Source organism: Stenotrophomonas sp. YJH_SMC_21 (assembly GCF_059369555.1).
On record NZ_JCAFSU010000020.1, the window covers coordinates 48,136 to 63,270 of the forward strand.

Below are 15,135 nucleotides of genomic sequence, written 5' to 3' on the forward strand. Positions count from 1 at the left end.
CAAGCCCGCCCCCGGCCTCCGGGGGCGGGCATTCAGCCGGCTATCACGCCACCTTGGCGCCTTCCAGGAAGTCCTGGGCGAAGCGCTGCAGCACGCCGCCGGCCTCGTAGATCGCCACTTCCTCGTCGCTGTCCAGGCGGCAGGTGACCGGCACCACCACATCCTGGCCGTCACGGCGGTGGATGACCAGGGTCAGCTCGGCACGCGGGGTACGCTCGCCGACCACGTCAAAGGTCTCGGTGCCATCGATCCCCAGGGTCAGCCGGGTGGTGCCCGGCTTGAACTCCAGCGGCAGCACGCCCATGCCGATCAGGTTGGTGCGGTGGATGCGCTCGAAGCCCTCGGCCACGATCGCCTCCACGCCGGCCAGGCGCACCCCCTTGGCGGCCCAGTCACGCGAGCTGCCCTGGCCGTAGTCGGCACCGGCGATGATGATCAGCGGCTGCTTGCGCTGCATGTAGGTCTCGATCGCCTCCCACATGCGCATCACCTTGCCTTCCGGCTCTACGCGCGCGAGCGAACCCTGCTTCACGCTGCCGTCGTCATTGCGCACCATTTCGTTGAACAGCTTCGGATTGGCGAAGGTGGCGCGCTGCGCGGTCAGGTGGTCACCGCGATGCGTGGCGTAGGAATTGAAGTCCTCTTCCGGCAGGCCCATCTTCGCCAGGTATTCGCCGGCGGCACTGGACGCCAGGATCGCGTTGGACGGCGACAGGTGGTCGGTGGTGATGTTGTCCGGCAGCACCGCCAGCGCGCGCATGCCTGCCAGCGTGCGCTCGCCGGCCAGTGCGCCCTCCCAGTACGGAGGACGACGGATGTAGGTGCTCTGCGGGCGCCAGTCGTACAGCGGGCTGACCGCGGTGCCGTGCTCCACGCGCACGTTGAACATCGGGTTGTAGACCTTGCGGAACTGCTCGGGCTTCACCGAGGCCTTCACCACCGCGTCGATCTCGGCATCGCTGGGCCAGATGTCCTTCAGGCGCACTTCGTTGCCGTCGGCATCCACGCCCAGCACGTCCTTCTCGATATCGAAGCGGACGGTGCCGGCGATGGCATAGGCAATCACCAGCGGCGGCGAGGCCAGGAAGGCCTGCTTGGCGTACGGATGGATGCGGCCATCGAAGTTGCGGTTACCCGACAGCACAGCCGTGGAATACAGGTCACGGTCGATGATTTCCTGCTGGATCTTCGGATCCAGCGCACCACTCATGCCATTGCAGGTAGTGCAGGCGAAGGCGACGATGCCGAAGCCGAGCTGTTCCAGGTCGGGCAGCAGACCGGATTCTTCCAGGTACAGCTGGACGGCCTTGGAACCCGGCGCCAGCGACGACTTCACCCACGGCTTGCGCTGCAGGCCGCGCGCGTTGGCGTTGCGCGCCAGCAGTGCGGCGGCGATCACGTTGCGCGGATTGGAGGTGTTGGTGCAGCTGGTGATGGCCGCGATGATCACCGCGCCATCGGGCATCAGGCCCTGCGCCTGCTCGGCCTTGCCCGCTTCCAGCTTGGCCTCGTCGGCGATGCCGCGCTCGGCCAGCTCGGCAGTGGCCACGCGCTTGTGCGGGTTGGACGGGCCAGCCATGTTGCGCACCACGCTGGACAGGTCGAAGTGCAGCACGCGCTCGTACTGCGCGGTCGCCAGATCGTCGGCCCACAGACCGGTGGTGCGTGCGTAGTTTTCCACCAGCGCTACCTGCGACTCCTCGCGCCCGGTCAGGCGCAGGTAATCGGTGGTCTGTGCGTCGATGTAGAACATCGCGGCGGTGGCCCCGTATTCGGGGCACATGTTGGAGATGGTGGCACGGTCACCGATGGTCAGTGCCGCGGCACCCTCGCCGAAGAATTCAAGCCACGCGCCGACCACGCGTTCCTTGCGCAGGAACTCGGTCAGCGCCAGCACCACGTCGGTGGCGGTGATGCCCGGCTGCGGGCGGCCAGTCAGTTCGACACCGACGGTGTCGGGCAGGCGCATCCACGACGCGCGGCCCAGCATCACGTTCTCCGCTTCCAGACCACCCACACCAATGGCGATCACACCCAGCGCATCCACGTGCGGGGTGTGGCTGTCGGTGCCCACGCAGGTGTCCGGGAAGGCCACGCCGTCCTGCACGTAGATCACCGGAGACATCTTCTCCAGGTTGATCTGGTGCATGATGCCGTTGCCCGGCGGAATCACATCCACGTTCTGGAATGCCTGCTTGGTCCAGTCGATGAAGTGGAAACGGTCTTCATTGCGACGATCTTCGATCGCGCGGTTCTTCTCGAACGCCTGCGGATCGAAACCACCGCACTCCACCGCCAGCGAGTGATCGACGATCAGCTGCACCGGCACAACCGGGTTGACCTTGGCCGGGTCGCCACCCTTGTCGGCGATCGCATCGCGCAGGCCGGCCAGGTCCACCAGCGCGGTCTGGCCGAGGATGTCGTGGCAGACCACGCGCGCCGGGAACCACGGGAAATCGAGGTCGCGACGGCGCTCGATCAGCTGCTTCAGCGAATCGCCGAGCGTGGCCGGATCGCAGCGACGCACCAGGTTCTCGGCCAGCACGCGCGAGGTGTACGGCAGGGTGGCGTAGGCGCCGGGCTGGATCGCATCGACAGCGGCACGCGCGTCGAAATAATCCAGCGCGCTGCCGGGGAGGTTCTTGCGGTAATCGGTATTCATGGGCTGGCGGAGTACTTGGGGCGGGCCGGGTGCCGGCGGTGCGGCGGCGAAAGCACCCGGCCGGCACGCGGCCGGCCGGATGGGTACGGCAGGTGGATCAGACGCGCTTGTCGATGGCGACGAAGTCGCGGTCTTCCGGACCGATGTAGTTGGCGCTCGGGCGGATGATCTTGCCGTCGATACGCTGCTCGACGATGTGCGCGCTCCAGCCGGCGGTGCGGGCGATCACGAACAGGGGAGTGAACATCGCGGTCGGCACGCCCATCATGTGGTAGCTGACGGCGCTGAACCAGTCCAGGTTCGGGAACATCTTCTTGATGTCCCACATCACCGATTCCAGGCGCTCGGCAATGTTGTACATCTTCATGCTCGACTGCTCTTCGGACAGCTCGCGGGCCACGTCCTTGATCACCTTGTTGCGCGGATCAGAGACGGTGTAGACCGGGTGGCCGAAACCGATCACCACTTCCTTGCGCTCGACGCGGGCCTTGATGTCTTCCTCGGCCTCATCGGGACTGTCGTAGCGCTTCTGCACTTCGAACGCCACTTCGTTGGCGCCGCCGTGCTTCGGACCGCGCAGCGCGCCGATGCCACCGCAGATCGCGCTGTACATGTCGCTGCCGGTGCCGGCGATGACGCGGCAGGTGAATGTCGAGGCGTTGAACTCGTGCTCCGCGTACAGGATCAGCGAGGTGTGCATCGCCTTCACCCACGATTCCTGCGGCTTCTCGCCGTGCAGCAGGTGCAGGAAGTGGCCGCCGATCGAGTCATCGTCGGTTTCCACGTCGATGGCACGGCCGTTGTGGCTCCAGTGGTACCAGTACAGCAGCATCGAACCGAGGCAGGCCATCAGCTTGTCGGCGATGTCACGCGCGCCCGGATGGTTGTGGTCGTCCTTCTCCGGCGCCACGCAGCCGAGCACGGACACGCCGGTACGCATCACGTCCATCGGGTGTGCCGACGGCGGAAGCTCTTCCAGCGCCGCCTTCACCGCAGCAGGAATGCCACGCAGCGACTTCAGTTTGGCCTTGTACGAAACCAGCTCGGCTCGGGTCGGCAGCTTGCCGTGCACCAGCAGGTAGGCGATTTCCTCGAACTCGCTGGTGTTGGCCAGGTCCAGGATGTCGTAGCCACGGTAGTGCAGGTCGTTGCCACTACGGCCCACGCTGCACAGCGCGGTGTTGCCGGCAGCGGTGCCGGACAGGGCGACGGACTTCTTCGGCTTGAAGGTCGGGGTTGCGGTCGTATCGTTCATGTTTCCCTCCGAAAACTTGATGGTGCAGGGTACTGCTTATTTCTTGGCGGCGAACCGTGCATCGAGCTGCTGCTCGAAGGCGTGGTAGCCGATGCGGTCGTAGAGTTCTTCGCGGGTCTGCATGGTCTCCACCACATTGCGCTGGTGGCCATCGCGGCGCACCGCCTGGTAGACGTTCTCGGCGGCCTTGTTGGCGGCGCGGAAGGCCGACAGCGGGAACAGCTGGATCGCAACGCCGGCAGAAGCCAGTTCATCGCGGCTGAACAGCGGGGTGGCGCCGAATTCGGTGATGTTGGCCAGCACCGGCACCTTCACCGCGTCGACGAAGCGGCGATAGGTGTCCAGGTCGTAGGCCGCCTCGGCGAAGATGCCGTCGGCACCGGCCTCGACACAGGCGATGGCGCGCTCGATGGCCTTGTCCACGCCGTCCACCTGGATGGCATCGGTACGCGCGATCAGGAAGAAGTCCGGATCGGTCTTGGCATCGGCAGCCGCCTTCACGCGGTCGACCATTTCATCCTGCGAGACGATTTCCTTGCCCGGGCGGTGACCGCAGCGCTTGGCGCCGACCTGGTCTTCGATGTGGCAGGCGGCCGCGCCGGCCTTGATCAGCGACTTCACGGTGCGCGCGATGTTGAACGCGCTCGGGCCGAAGCCGGTGTCGATGTCGACCATCAACGGCAGGTCGCAGACATCAGTGATGCGGCGCACGTCCACCAGCACGTCTTCCAGGGTGTTGATGCCCAGGTCCGGCAGGCCCAGCGAGCCCGCGGCAACACCGCCGCCGGACAGGTAGATGGCGCGGAAGCCGGCGCGCTTGGCCAGCAGGGCGTGGTTGGCGTTGATCGCGCCGATCACCTGCAGCGGCGATTCGGCAGCCAGCGCCTCACGGAAGCGGGCACCGGCGGAGAAAGGAGTGGAAGCGGTCATGCGGCAATCCAGGTTGAAGTACGGGAAAGAGAGCGCAAGCACCATGCCAAGCTGCAAGCCGTTGATTTCACGGGAATGACGCCCATGCAACAGCGAAACATATGAAACATTGAAACAGATGTATCATGAAACATCCCGTCCAACGCGCGCCGCCATGCACCTGCCCCGCTCGCCCCTGCGCCACGCCGATGCCGACCCCAGTCGGCCGGTGATCTGGACCGTCAGCGTCTCGCGGCTGACCGGTCTTCTCGGCGACGTCATTCCCGAGTTCGATCGCCGCGCGCGTATCGAGCAGATCAACCTCGGCTTCGAGGAAGCGGTGGACGTGATCGGCCAGCGCCTGCGCCGCGAGCACTGCGACGTGGTCATCGCCGGCGGCTCCAACGCGGCCTGGCTGCGCGGCCGGCTGGAGCTGCCGCTGGTGCCGATCCAGGCCAACGGCTTCGACCTGATGGAAGCCTTGGCGCGCGCACGGCGGATCGCCGGCCGTATCGGCCTGGTCACCCACGCCAGCGACGTGCCGGTGTTCAGCAACTTCCAGCAGAGCTTCGGCCTGGACATCGAGCATCGCCGCTTCGTCACCCGCGAGGACGCCCGCGACTGCATCGCCGACCTGCGCGCCAACGGCATCGAGGTGATCGTCGGCACCGGCATGGCCATCGACCACGCCGAACAGGCCGGCCTGCCCGGCGTGCTGCTGTACTCGGCAGATTCGGTACGGCAGGCGTTCGAGCACGCGTTGGAACTGACCCAGACCCTGGCCCGCTCCGGCGGCAGCCGGCCCGCGCCGCGCCGCCGCGCCGCACCGCGCAGCGATGCCCACGACCTGCTCGGCGACAGTGAGGCCATGGCACAGGTGCGCGCACAGATCGCGCTGTACGCCCCGCATGACAGCACCGTACTGGTCACCGGCGAAACCGGCACCGGCAAGGAACTGGTGGCGCGCCAGCTGCACGCCGCCAGCGGACGCCGTGGCCGCTTCGTGGCACTGAACTGTGGCGCGATCAGCGAATCGCTGCTGGAAGCGGAGCTGTTCGGCTACAGCGATGGCGCCTTCACCGGCGCACGCCGTGGCGGCCGCGTCGGCCTGGTCGAGGCCGCTGACGGCGGCACCCTGTTCCTGGATGAAATCGGCGAACTGCCGCTGCCACTGCAGACCCGCCTGCTGCGGGTGCTGGAAGAACGCGAGGTACTGCGTGTCGGTGCCACCGAGCCGACCCCGGTCGACCTTCGCGTGGTGGCCGCGACCCTGCAGTCGCTCGAGCAGCGCGTGGCGGCCGGCAGCTTCCGCCGCGACCTGTATTACCGCCTGGCGGCGCTGCGCATCGCCCTGCCCGCACTGCGTGCCCGGCGCGGTGACATCCCGCTGCTGGCGCAGCATTTCTTCCGCCAGCTGCGTGGTATCGACGCGCCACTGGATGCGGAGGCACTGGCGGTGCTGACCACCGCCGAGTGGCCAGGAAACGTGCGCGAATTGCGCAATCTGGTGGATCGGCTGCGCATCCATTGGCAACCCGGTGAAGGGCTGATTGATGCCGCGCGACTGCTGCAGCTGGCACCCGAACTGGTGAATGAGGGCGCCGCTGCGCTACCGGTGGAAAGCAACGGCAAGCGGCCGCCGCGTGCGCAGTTGGAAACGCTGTTGCAGGAACACCGCAATGACCGCGAGGGCATGGCACAGGCGCTGGGCGTATCACGCACCACGCTGTGGCGCTGGCTGCGCGCGGAGAATCTGTAGAGTCGAGCCATGCTCAACTCCATGGAAAAGCCGAGCATCAATCAACGCTACGTACCGCTTGCCTCACCGAGATACCACATCATGAAGCCATGGAACCTCTCCCACCGAGGCTGCTCTTGTCCCGTCACAAACTGATCGTGGCGAGCCAGGCAGTAGTCATGTACCTCTTCAGTAGACATATCGTACAAATACATTCCCTCACCCTCGTCAGATGACAGCGGAAGAAAATTAGCTGGGAGCTCGTAACGATCCCAAACGTACTCAGCCTGGTCTGGAATCTTCGGAATTCCAGGGCCAACGATACGCAACAACTCAAGCCTACCGCTCACGGAAGGCAGCGCGCCATTGATCGCCATGTAGAACATCCACATATCGCAGTGAGGAGCAACGCCCAAGCGACGCATGACCTCGGCCGCCGAAGCGCAATCAGGATTCCGACGATCCGGGCACGCGCGAACCACGCGCTGGATCAGATCATTCATCCGCATTCAATTGCCTCCGCATCACTCAATGTTCAACGCGCCCAGCGCACTTCTATCGCGAACCGTCCACTCCCAACTGCGGCAATCCACAACAGCAACACACCCAGCGGCACCTCGCTCAGGTAGAAGAACCAGCTCAACCAATCCGGTACGCTCAGTCCCGCAGGAATGCGCGCGATGCCATCGGTCAGCGCCGCCACCGCACAGATCCCCGCCAGCAGCAGGGCCGAAGGCCGGCTGAGCAGGCCCAGCACCAGCAGGCCGCCCGCAATCCATTCAATGCAGCCGAGTACCGGCGCACTGAACACCGGGAACGGGATCCCCGCATCAACCAGCGTATGCACCATGCGTTCGCGGCCCGCATCGGTGAACACCTTGTTCCAACCGGACACGCAGAACATCACCCCGGCGACGATGCGGGCGATCAACAGCAGGAACGCTTCCACGCCGTGACGCGGCGGCGGCACCGCAAACAGGCAACGCCAGGAGGGCATGGCAACTCCGGAAGTCGAGATCATCCATCGGAGTGTGCCGGTTATGGGCCTGCTCGCAGATGAAGCAAGCCGGTCCATTTGCGACAGCCTGCTCTTGTGGAGTCGAGCCCTGCTCGACTGCCTCATGCGTCGGCCAGCAGAAGCTCGATTTCCTCCACCTGCACCACCGGCACCTGCCACGGATGATGCGGCACGATGCCCTGTTCGAAGATGCGCTGCAGCCGCTGCGGATCGCGCGGCAGGCAGAATTCCAAGCGTACGCTGTCGACCACTTCGGTGCGCCCCGCCTCACCCTGCACGGGCGACGCACCCACGCGCGGGCGGAACTGTTCGAACCCCGGCGCCGACCACCACATACCGTGCTCGTAGTCGCCGGCCGCCAGCGCGTCCACCGCCAGGATGCCCTGCTTCACCGCGCCCAGTGCTGCCGACGGCACGAACACCACCACGCGGTACAGCGCCACGCGATTCACGCCGATGGCTCCAGCGGCATGCGGAAATAGACGACCCGTTCGGTCTCTTCGAAGCCGCAGGCCCGATGCGCGGCGTGAGCCTGCACGTCTTCCACGCGACTGTCCGAAGCCAGTTCGCGGCAGCCCGCATCGCGCGTCCACGCCTGCACCGCCGCCAGCAGGGCGCGGCCGACGCCGCTGCCTTGCCACTGCGGCTGCACGTACCAGCCCTCCAGGAACCCCACCGGCGAAGACTCGGTACCGTTCACGTAGTCATGGCGCAGGCGCACTTCAGCGAAACCAACCGTCTCGCCATCCGCGGCACAGGCCAAGAACACAGCACCTTCGGCATCTGCCAGCGACTGCGTCAGCTCCTCCAGCGGATCATCGGCATCAGTCCACAGGCCGAGACGCAACCGCGCCCATGCGGCCGCATCGGCCGGCGTGGCCTGGCGGATCATGGGCGCGCTGTCGATCACGGGTACAGCAGGCGCTTGCTCCAGCGCCCTTCGGCGCCGGCTTCATAGCACCAGCGTTCGTGCAGGCGGAACTGCGCGCCGTACCAGAACTCGATGCGGTCGGGCACCACGCGCAGGCCGCTCCAGCCTTCCGGGCGCGGCACGTCCTTGCCCTCGAAGCGGGCTTCGACCTCGGCCACGCGCGCATCGAATTCCTCGCGCGTTGCCAGCGTCTTCGACTGCTGCGAGGCCCACGCGCCAATCTGGCTCATGCGCGGGCGGCTGGCGAAATAGGCATCGGCTTCGGCATCGGCGACCTGCTCGACACGGCCTTCAATGCGCACCTGGATACCGGCTTCGCGCAGGCTGCGCCACAGGAACAACAGCGCGGCCTGCGGATTGGCCTGCAGCTCCTGGCCCTTATGGCTGTTCAGGTGGGTATAGAACACGAAACCACGCTCATCGAACGCCTTCAGCAGCACGGTACGTGCAGAGGGACGGCCGTGCGTATCGGCGGTGGCCACGGTCATCGCGTTCGGCTCGACCTCGCGGCTCTGTTTGGCCTCTTCGAACAGGCCGGCAAACGTGGACAGGGCTTCGGCGTACAGGTCGCTCATGATTGCGTTCTTCTCACACGGATTGGGCTATTGTGGCTGCATGGCCGCTGCTGCGTATATGCCCCAGGTGAAAGGATTCCCCGAAACATTGGCCGAACAGGTGCTGGACGATGCACTGGGCAACGCTGCAGCGGTTCCAGTATTGGCGATCAGCGGCCTGCAGGGGAGCGGCAAATCGACGCTGGCCGCGCAGGTGGTGGCGCGCGCCCAGTCGCGCGGCCTGAACGCCGCCACGCTGTCCATCGATGACGTCTACCTGACCCGCGCACAGCGGCAGCGGCTGGCCCGCCAGGTGCACCCGCTACTGATCACCCGAGGCCCGCCGGGCACCCATGACCTGCCGTTGGCCCATGCAGTGCTGGACGCCGTGGCCACACGCCAGCCCTTCGCGATGCCGCGCTTCGACAAGCTGGCCGATGAACGCCTGCCCGAAGCGCACTGGCCGCGCCTGCAGCAACCGCTGGACCTGCTGGTCTTCGAAGGCTGGTTCCTTGGCACCCCCGCGCAGGATGACGACGCGCTGGACAGCCCGTTGAACGCACTGGAGCGCGAAGCCGACGCCGATGGTCGCTGGCGGCGCTGGTGCAACCAGGCGCTGGCCCGCGACTACCCGGCGCTGTGGCAGCGCTGCGACCGCCTGTGGTTCCTGCAGCCGCCGGATTTCTCGGTGGTACCGCGCTGGCGCTGGCAGCAGGAGCAGAACCTGCAGGCCGCGCAGCCGGGCCGGCACGGCATGAGCCGGCCACAGCTGGAGCGCTTCGTGCAGTACTACGAGCGGGTCAGCCGCCAGGCGCTGCATGCCCTGCCCGCCCTGGCCGACCACGTGGTGGTGCTGGACGGCCAGCGACAGGTGCAGGACGTGCGCTGAGCGCGCCTATTCCACCAGGAAGGTCACCCGCAGGTTGACCCGCCATTCGGTGATTTCGCCGCTGCCATTGGTCACCACCTTGGTCTCGTTCACCCAGGCGCCCTGGATGCCCTTGACCGTCTCGGAGACCTTCTTCAGACCGCTGCGCACGGCGTCCTCCACGCTCTTCGGCGAGGAGGCGGTGATTTCGATGACCTTCGCGACCGTCATGGCCTGTACTCCGGTTGGCGCGGGAAACCCCGCAGGAACGCCTACCCTGACGTGAAGGACGTAAAGGCCAGGGCACGGAGGTGTTAGCATCACAGGGCATGAATCCTGCTCCGAACCTGATCCTGATCGGCCCGATGGGCGCCGGCAAAACCTGCATCGGCCGCCGCCTGGCCGAGCGCTTCACGCTGGACTTCGTCGATGTCGACCAGGCCATCGTCGATGCCGCCGGCGCCAGCATCCCGACCATTTTCGAGCACTCCGGCGAGGCCGGCTTCCGCAGCCATGAACGCGAGGCGCTTGCCCGCGTGCTGGAAGGTCGCGGCCAGCTGGTCTCCACCGGTGGCGGCGCGGTGCTGGATCCTGGCAACCGCGCGTTGATCGCCCAGCGCGGCTTCGTGGTCTACCTGCGGGTCAGCGTGACCGCGCAGCTGGAGCGCCTGGCCCGCGACAAAGGCAGGCCGCTGCTGCAGCGCCCGGACCGTGAGCAGGTGCTGCACGATCTGGCCGCGCACCGCGACCCGCTGTACCGCGAACTGGCCGACATCACCCTTGATACCGACCCGTACACCGCTGCCGACGCGACCGCCCACCTGGTGGTCAAGCTGGCCACGCAATGGCAGCGCCAGGACCTGACCCCATGACTTCCCCCGCCCTGCTGCAGGTCGCCGTCGGCGGCGACCGCCCTTACTCCATCACCATCGGCGCCGGTGCGCAGGCCGACGGCGCCGCGCTGGCCTCGCATGTGCGTGGCCGCCACGTGCTTTTGCTCAGCGACAGCGAAGTGGCCCCGCGCTATCTGGATGCCGTGAAGCAGACCCTTCTGACCGCACGCCCCGACCTGATCGTCGGCGAGCATGTGCTGGCCGCGGGCGAAGCCTCCAAGACGCTGGCCGAATTCGGCCGTGCGATCGAAGCCCTGGCCGCGCTCGGCGCCACCCGCGACGCCTGCGTGTTCGCCCTCGGCGGCGGTGTGGTCGGTGATCTCGCCGGCTTCGCTGCGGCCTGCTGGATGCGCGGCGTGGACTGCGTGCAGCTGCCGACCACCCTGTTGGCGATGGTCGATTCGTCGGTGGGCGGCAAGACTGCGGTCGACATCCCGGCCGGCAAGAACCTGGTCGGCGCGTTCCATCCGCCGCGCGCGGTGATCGCCGATACCCGTGTGCTGGCCACCCTGCCGCCGCGCGAGCTGCGTGCCGGCCTGGCCGAAGTGGTGAAGTACGGCGCGCTGGGTGATGCCGTGTTCTTCGAATGGCTGCAGCAGCATGCCGATGCGCTGCTGGCCGGCGAGGATGCGGTACTGGCCGAAGCCATCGCGCGCAGCTGCCGGCACAAGGCCGCCATCGTCGAGCGTGATCCGTTCGAGAAGGGCGAGCGCGCCCTGCTCAACCTCGGCCATACCTTCGGCCATGCCATCGAAACCGAGCAGGGCTACTCGGCCCCGGGCCGCGATGCGCTGAACCACGGCGAGGCGGTGGCGGTGGGCATGGTGCTGGCCGCGAAGCTGTCAACCGATCTGGGTCTGGCCGACGATGCCGATCGCGCACGCCTGCAGGCGCTGCTGGAACGGCTCGGCCTGCCGGTGTCGATCCCGGCCGGGCTGGACCCGCAGGCCCTGCTCGGCCGCATGCGGCTGGACAAGAAGAATGTGGCCGGCCGCCTGCGCCTGGTGCTGTGGCGCGGCGTGGGCCGCGCCGAAGTGGTGCCGAACGTGGATGAGGCGGCGGTGCTGAAGGTGCTGTCGGCCCGGTAGTCCGGCCGCTGGCCGGCAACGTCAGCAACGAGGAAGCCCGCCAGCCGCCGGCACGACCGCGTTGCGGCCGGGGTCACCCTGGCCCCGCTACAATCGGCCCATGCACGTCTACCTGCAACATCCCGACGCCGGTGCGCAGGCACCGCGCTTCCTGCGCCTGAGCCTGCAGCCGGACCTGTTCGGCGGCTGGGAGCTGCTGCGCGAGAGCGGCCGCGTCGGCAACCGCTCGCAGCTGCGGCGCGAGCTGTTCCTGCAGGCCGACGAAGCCCGTCATGCCTTCGAGAAGGCGCGCGATGCCGAACTGCATCGCGGCTTCCAGATCCTCTCGCACGGCGACTGACGCCGCTGCCAACTTTCGTCCAAGGAATGCCCATCGTGACCAGCCCTCTCCGCAACGATCGCCTGCTGCGCGCCCTGCGCCGCGAACCGGTGGACTGCACCCCCGTCTGGCTGATGCGCCAGGCCGGCCGCTACCTGCCGGAGTACCGCGCAACCCGGGCCAAGGCCGGCAGCTTCCTGGCCATGGCCAAGAACCCGGAGATCGCCTGCGAAGTCACGCTGCAGCCGCTGCGCCGATTCCCGCTGGACGCAGCCATCCTGTTCTCGGACATCCTCACCATTCCCGATGCGATGGGCCTGGAGCTCTACTTCGTTGAAGGCGAAGGCCCGAAGTTCCGTCATCCGGTGCGTGACGAAGCGGCCATCGCCCGGCTGGCGGTACCGGACATGGAGCAGGACCTGGGCTATGTGATGGACGCAGTGCGCCTGATCCGTCGGGAGCTGGACGGCCAGGTACCGTTGATCGGCTTCTCCGGCAGCCCCTGGACACTGGCCTGCTACATGGTGGAAGGCGGCGGCAGCAAGGATTTCGCGCGCATCAAGGCAATGGCGCTGAACCATCCGCAGGCCCTGCACCGCCTGCTGGAGGTCACCACCGACGCGGTGATTGCGTACCTGGGCGCGCAGCGCGCGGCCGGTGCGCAGGCGCTGCAGGTGTTCGACACCTGGGGCGGCGTGCTGTCGCCGGCCATGTACCGCGAGTTCTCGCTGCGCTACCTGCAGCGCATCGCCGAGGGCCTGGAGCGCGGCGAAGGCAGTGAGCGCACGCCGCTGATCCTGTTCGGCAAGGGTACCGGCCTGCACCTGGAAGCGCTGTCGCAGACCGGCGCCGATGCACTGGGCCTGGACTGGACGCTGGACCTGGACGAGGCGATGCGCCGCACCGGTGGCCGCGTCGCGCTGCAGGGCAACCTCGACCCCACCACGCTGTACGCCTCGCCGGATGCGATCGCCGCAGCCGCAGCGCGGGTGCTCGACACCTACGCCGCCGGCAATGGCGGTTCGCGCGAGGGCCACGTGTTCAACCTCGGCCACGGCATGTCGCCGGACATGGACCCGGCCCACGTGCAGGTGCTGGTCGACGCGGTGCACGCGCACAGCCAGCGCTGAGCATTCGGCATACGGTTGCGGCGCGATGTTGATCGCGCCGTGACCCACAGTGCGCGATCATGGCATCCCCCACGCTGCACCGGCCGCACCCCATGTCCACATCGCCATCGACCTACAACCGCCAGCGCCCCCTGCTGTGGCTGGTGTCCTTGGCGATCTTCATGCAGATGCTGGACTCGACCATCGTCAACACGGCATTGCCGGCGATGGCGGCCAGCCTGGGCGAAAGCCCGCTGCAGATGCAGTCGGTGGTGTTCAGCTACGCGCTGGCGGTGGCCACCTTCATTCCCGCCTCGGGCTGGATCGCTGACCGCTACGGCACCCGTCGCACCTTCCTGGTGGCGATCATTCTGTTCACCCTCGGCTCGCTGGCCTGCGCGCTGGCCCAGCACCTGCACCAGCTGGTCGGTGCGCGCGTGCTGCAGGGCATCGGCGGTGCCATGCTGCTGCCGGTCGGCCGGCTGGCAGTGATGCGATCAGTGCCGCGCGAGGATTTCCTGCGCGCGATGAGCTTCATCGCCATCCCGGCCCTGGTCGGCCCGCTGATCGGCCCCACGCTGGGCGGCTGGCTGGTGGAGATCGCCTCGTGGCACTGGGTGTTCCTGATCAACCTGCCGATCGGCGTGATCGGATTCATCGCCGCGATGAGGATCATGCCCGACCACTACGCCAGCCATCGCACCCGTTTCGACCTGCGTGGCTACATCATGCTGGCCTTCGCGATGGTGGTGCTGTCACTGGCGCTGGACGGCATCTCCGGACTGGGCACGCCACACGCGCTGGTGATGCTGATGACCGTTGCAGGGCTGGCGGCGCTGGTGGGTTACTGGCTGCACGCTGCCAATTCGACGGCGCCGTTGTTCTCGCTGGCGCTGTTCCGCGTACCCAGCTACCGCATCGGCATTCTCGGCAATCTTTTCTCGCGCATCGGCAGCAGCGCCATGCCGATGCTGATCCCGTTGCTGCTGCAGGTCGGCCTGGGCCTGGGCCCGATGAACGCCGGCCTGATGATGGTGCCGGTGGCAGCCGCCGGCATGGTCTCAAAGAAACTGGCAGTGAAGCTGGTGGAGCGCTACGGCTACCGCCGCGTGCTGATGGTCAACACCGTGCTGGTGGGCCTGGCGATGGCCAGCTTCATCCTGATGACACCCGGCCAGCACCTGGCCTGGCGCCTGTTGCAGCTTGCGTTCTTCGGCGCGGTCAATTCGCTGCAGTTCACCGTGATGAACACCGTGACCCTGCGCGATCTGGACCGTGAGTTCGCCAGTTCCGGCAACAGCCTGCTGTCGATGGTGATGATGCTCGCCGCCGGCTTTGGTGCTGCTGCGGCCGGCAGCCTGCTGGCCGCGTTCGGCAACCACCTGGACAGCAACAGCGCCACCGCCGCGCTGCATGCCACGTTCCTGTGCGTGGGCGCGATCACCTTGACCTCGACGATGATCTTCTGGCAGCTGCCCGATACCAAGCCGGAGCCACGGCAGGTCGAGCACGTTGCGGAGTGAGGGTGGTTCGGCAGGGCCTGCGGCCCTGCACCTGCAGAGGCTTCAAGCCAAGGCAACAGCCGAAGCAAAAGCTGGCGTCCTGCGGGATGGCGGGGTGGATCCGTTTGCGGGAGACGCCGTAAACCCATCCCTGAAGTGACCCCCGAGACTTGGACGGGATCAGGCGGCCGATTGGGCCCGCTCCCGGTACTCTACCGGGCTCAGACCTTTCAGTTTCGGTTTGATGCGCTCCTGGTTGTAGTACTGGATGTATTCCACCAGCCCAGCC

General features: G+C 67.0%; 17 protein-coding genes. 7 read left to right on the forward strand and 10 right to left on the reverse strand.

Annotation, left to right across the window (positions count from 1 at the left end):
• Window positions 1-43: 43 nt before the first annotated feature.
• The 3 genes from acnD to prpB form a co-directional block, all read right to left on the reverse strand.
• Window positions 44-2,662 carry a Fe/S-dependent 2-methylisocitrate dehydratase AcnD gene (acnD, locus tag AC5P67_RS18705; RefSeq protein ID WP_308310185.1) on the reverse strand — a complete coding sequence of 873 codons (2,619 nt, stop codon included), beginning with the start codon at window positions 2,660-2,662 and terminating at the stop codon, window positions 44-46.
• Window positions 2,663-2,759: 97 nt separating this feature from the next.
• The gene (gene prpC / locus AC5P67_RS18710) at window positions 2,760-3,917 is read right to left on the reverse strand and encodes a bifunctional 2-methylcitrate synthase/citrate synthase (RefSeq protein WP_005410655.1); all 1,158 of its coding nucleotides are present in this window, start codon (window positions 3,915-3,917) and stop codon (window positions 2,760-2,762) included.
• Window positions 3,918-3,953: 36 nt separating this feature from the next.
• A complete protein-coding gene (prpB, locus tag AC5P67_RS18715) occupies window positions 3,954-4,847 on the reverse strand; it encodes a methylisocitrate lyase (protein ID WP_495215075.1) in 894 nt (297 codons plus the stop codon).
• Between the two features lie 154 nt (window positions 4,848-5,001).
• Between prpB and prpR the strand changes: the two genes are divergently transcribed.
• A complete protein-coding gene (gene prpR / locus AC5P67_RS18720) occupies window positions 5,002-6,585 on the forward strand; it encodes a propionate catabolism operon regulatory protein PrpR (protein ID WP_495215077.1) in 1,584 nt (527 codons plus the stop codon).
• A gap of 47 nt (window positions 6,586-6,632) precedes the next feature.
• On the opposite strand, the gene AC5P67_RS18725 is transcribed toward prpR, so the two are convergent.
• From AC5P67_RS18725 to pdxH, 5 genes are all read right to left on the reverse strand, one after another.
• Window positions 6,633-7,067 carry an SMI1/KNR4 family protein gene (locus AC5P67_RS18725; protein WP_227860269.1) on the reverse strand — a complete coding sequence of 145 codons (435 nt, stop codon included), beginning with the start codon at window positions 7,065-7,067 and terminating at the stop codon, window positions 6,633-6,635.
• Window positions 7,068-7,099: 32 nt separating this feature from the next.
• Complete coding sequence (locus tag AC5P67_RS18730; RefSeq protein ID WP_043034514.1) at window positions 7,100-7,561, reverse strand: DoxX family protein; 462 nt, start codon at window positions 7,559-7,561, stop codon at window positions 7,100-7,102.
• Window positions 7,562-7,683: 122 nt separating this feature from the next.
• Window positions 7,684-8,034: a YqfO family protein gene (locus AC5P67_RS18735; protein ID WP_005410659.1), complete on the reverse strand. Its 351-nt coding sequence runs from the start codon at window positions 8,032-8,034 to the stop codon at window positions 7,684-7,686.
• Window positions 8,031-8,474 carry an aminoglycoside N-acetyltransferase AAC(6')-Iz gene (aac(6')-Iz, locus tag AC5P67_RS18740; RefSeq protein ID WP_043034537.1) on the reverse strand — a complete coding sequence of 148 codons (444 nt, stop codon included), beginning with the start codon at window positions 8,472-8,474 and terminating at the stop codon, window positions 8,031-8,033. The genes AC5P67_RS18735 and aac(6')-Iz overlap by 4 nt, the downstream gene beginning before the upstream one ends.
• A 14-nt stretch (window positions 8,475-8,488) precedes the next feature.
• Window positions 8,489-9,088, reverse strand: a complete 600-nt coding sequence (gene pdxH, locus AC5P67_RS18745) for a pyridoxamine 5'-phosphate oxidase (protein ID WP_012481012.1) — start codon at window positions 9,086-9,088, stop codon at window positions 8,489-8,491.
• A 40-nt stretch (window positions 9,089-9,128) separates the two neighbouring features.
• On the opposite strand from pdxH, the gene AC5P67_RS18750 reads away from it, so the two are divergent.
• Entirely contained in the window at window positions 9,129-9,956 is an 828-nt protein-coding gene (locus AC5P67_RS18750) for a hypothetical protein (RefSeq protein WP_060380704.1), read from the forward strand.
• A gap of 6 nt (window positions 9,957-9,962) precedes the next feature.
• Here the strand turns inward: AC5P67_RS18750 and AC5P67_RS18755 are convergent, their stop codons facing one another.
• The gene (locus tag AC5P67_RS18755) at window positions 9,963-10,166 is read right to left on the reverse strand and encodes a dodecin family protein (protein ID WP_005410663.1); all 204 of its coding nucleotides are present in this window, start codon (window positions 10,164-10,166) and stop codon (window positions 9,963-9,965) included.
• A gap of 98 nt (window positions 10,167-10,264) precedes the next feature.
• On the opposite strand from AC5P67_RS18755, the gene AC5P67_RS18760 reads away from it, so the two are divergent.
• The 5 genes from AC5P67_RS18760 (at window position 10,265) to mdtD (ending at window position 14,867) form a co-directional block, all read left to right on the forward strand.
• On the forward strand, window positions 10,265-10,807 hold the full coding sequence (locus AC5P67_RS18760) for a shikimate kinase (RefSeq protein WP_005414151.1): 543 nt from the start codon (window positions 10,265-10,267) through the stop codon (window positions 10,805-10,807).
• Window positions 10,804-11,916, forward strand: a complete 1,113-nt coding sequence (aroB, locus tag AC5P67_RS18765) for a 3-dehydroquinate synthase (RefSeq protein WP_495215079.1) — start codon at window positions 10,804-10,806, stop codon at window positions 11,914-11,916. Before AC5P67_RS18760 ends, aroB begins: the two co-directional genes overlap by 4 nt.
• 100 nt (window positions 11,917-12,016) lie before the next feature.
• A complete protein-coding gene (locus AC5P67_RS18770) occupies window positions 12,017-12,256 on the forward strand; it encodes a WGR domain-containing protein (protein WP_005410666.1) in 240 nt (79 codons plus the stop codon).
• A 26-nt stretch (window positions 12,257-12,282) separates the two neighbouring features.
• On the forward strand, window positions 12,283-13,365 hold the full coding sequence (hemE, locus tag AC5P67_RS18775; protein ID WP_012481016.1) for a uroporphyrinogen decarboxylase: 1,083 nt from the start codon (window positions 12,283-12,285) through the stop codon (window positions 13,363-13,365).
• A 92-nt stretch (window positions 13,366-13,457) separates the two neighbouring features.
• Entirely contained in the window at window positions 13,458-14,867 is a 1,410-nt protein-coding gene (mdtD, locus tag AC5P67_RS18780) for a multidrug transporter subunit MdtD (protein ID WP_005410668.1), read from the forward strand.
• Window positions 14,868-15,026: 159 nt separating this feature from the next.
• On the opposite strand, the gene AC5P67_RS18785 is transcribed toward mdtD, so the two are convergent.
• Window positions 15,027-15,135, reverse strand: a 109-nt coding sequence (locus AC5P67_RS18785) for an IS3 family transposase (RefSeq protein ID WP_495213704.1), incomplete at its 5' end; no start/stop codon positions are given.

What these genes read in the sequence shown, in the direction of transcription:
- AC5P67_RS18760 (WP_005414151.1), top strand. Translation starts at nt 10,265, where the DNA reads ATGAATCCTGCTCCGAACCTGATCCTGATCGGCCCGATGGGCGCCGGC.
- AC5P67_RS18725 (WP_227860269.1), bottom strand. Translation starts at nt 7,067, where the DNA reads ATGAATGATCTGATCCAGCGCGTGGTTCGCGCGTGCCCGGATCGTCGG.
- AC5P67_RS18770 (WP_005410666.1), top strand. Translation starts at nt 12,017, where the DNA reads ATGCACGTCTACCTGCAACATCCCGACGCCGGTGCGCAGGCACCGCGC.
- acnD (WP_308310185.1), bottom strand. Translation starts at nt 2,662, where the DNA reads ATGAATACCGATTACCGCAAGAACCTCCCCGGCAGCGCGCTGGATTAT.
- hemE (WP_012481016.1), top strand. Translation starts at nt 12,283, where the DNA reads ATGCCCATCGTGACCAGCCCTCTCCGCAACGATCGCCTGCTGCGCGCC.
- prpR (WP_495215077.1), top strand. Translation starts at nt 5,002, where the DNA reads ATGCACCTGCCCCGCTCGCCCCTGCGCCACGCCGATGCCGACCCCAGT.
- aroB (WP_495215079.1), top strand. Translation starts at nt 10,804, where the DNA reads ATGACTTCCCCCGCCCTGCTGCAGGTCGCCGTCGGCGGCGACCGCCCT.
- AC5P67_RS18750 (WP_060380704.1), top strand. Translation starts at nt 9,129, where the DNA reads ATGGCCGCTGCTGCGTATATGCCCCAGGTGAAAGGATTCCCCGAAACA.
- prpC (WP_005410655.1), bottom strand. Translation starts at nt 3,917, where the DNA reads ATGAACGATACGACCGCAACCCCGACCTTCAAGCCGAAGAAGTCCGTC.
- AC5P67_RS18755 (WP_005410663.1), bottom strand. Translation starts at nt 10,166, where the DNA reads ATGACGGTCGCGAAGGTCATCGAAATCACCGCCTCCTCGCCGAAGAGC.
- mdtD (WP_005410668.1), top strand. Translation starts at nt 13,458, where the DNA reads ATGTCCACATCGCCATCGACCTACAACCGCCAGCGCCCCCTGCTGTGG.
- prpB (WP_495215075.1), bottom strand. Translation starts at nt 4,847, where the DNA reads ATGACCGCTTCCACTCCTTTCTCCGCCGGTGCCCGCTTCCGTGAGGCG.
- pdxH (WP_012481012.1), bottom strand. Translation starts at nt 9,088, where the DNA reads ATGAGCGACCTGTACGCCGAAGCCCTGTCCACGTTTGCCGGCCTGTTC.
- AC5P67_RS18730 (WP_043034514.1), bottom strand. Translation starts at nt 7,561, where the DNA reads ATGCCCTCCTGGCGTTGCCTGTTTGCGGTGCCGCCGCCGCGTCACGGC.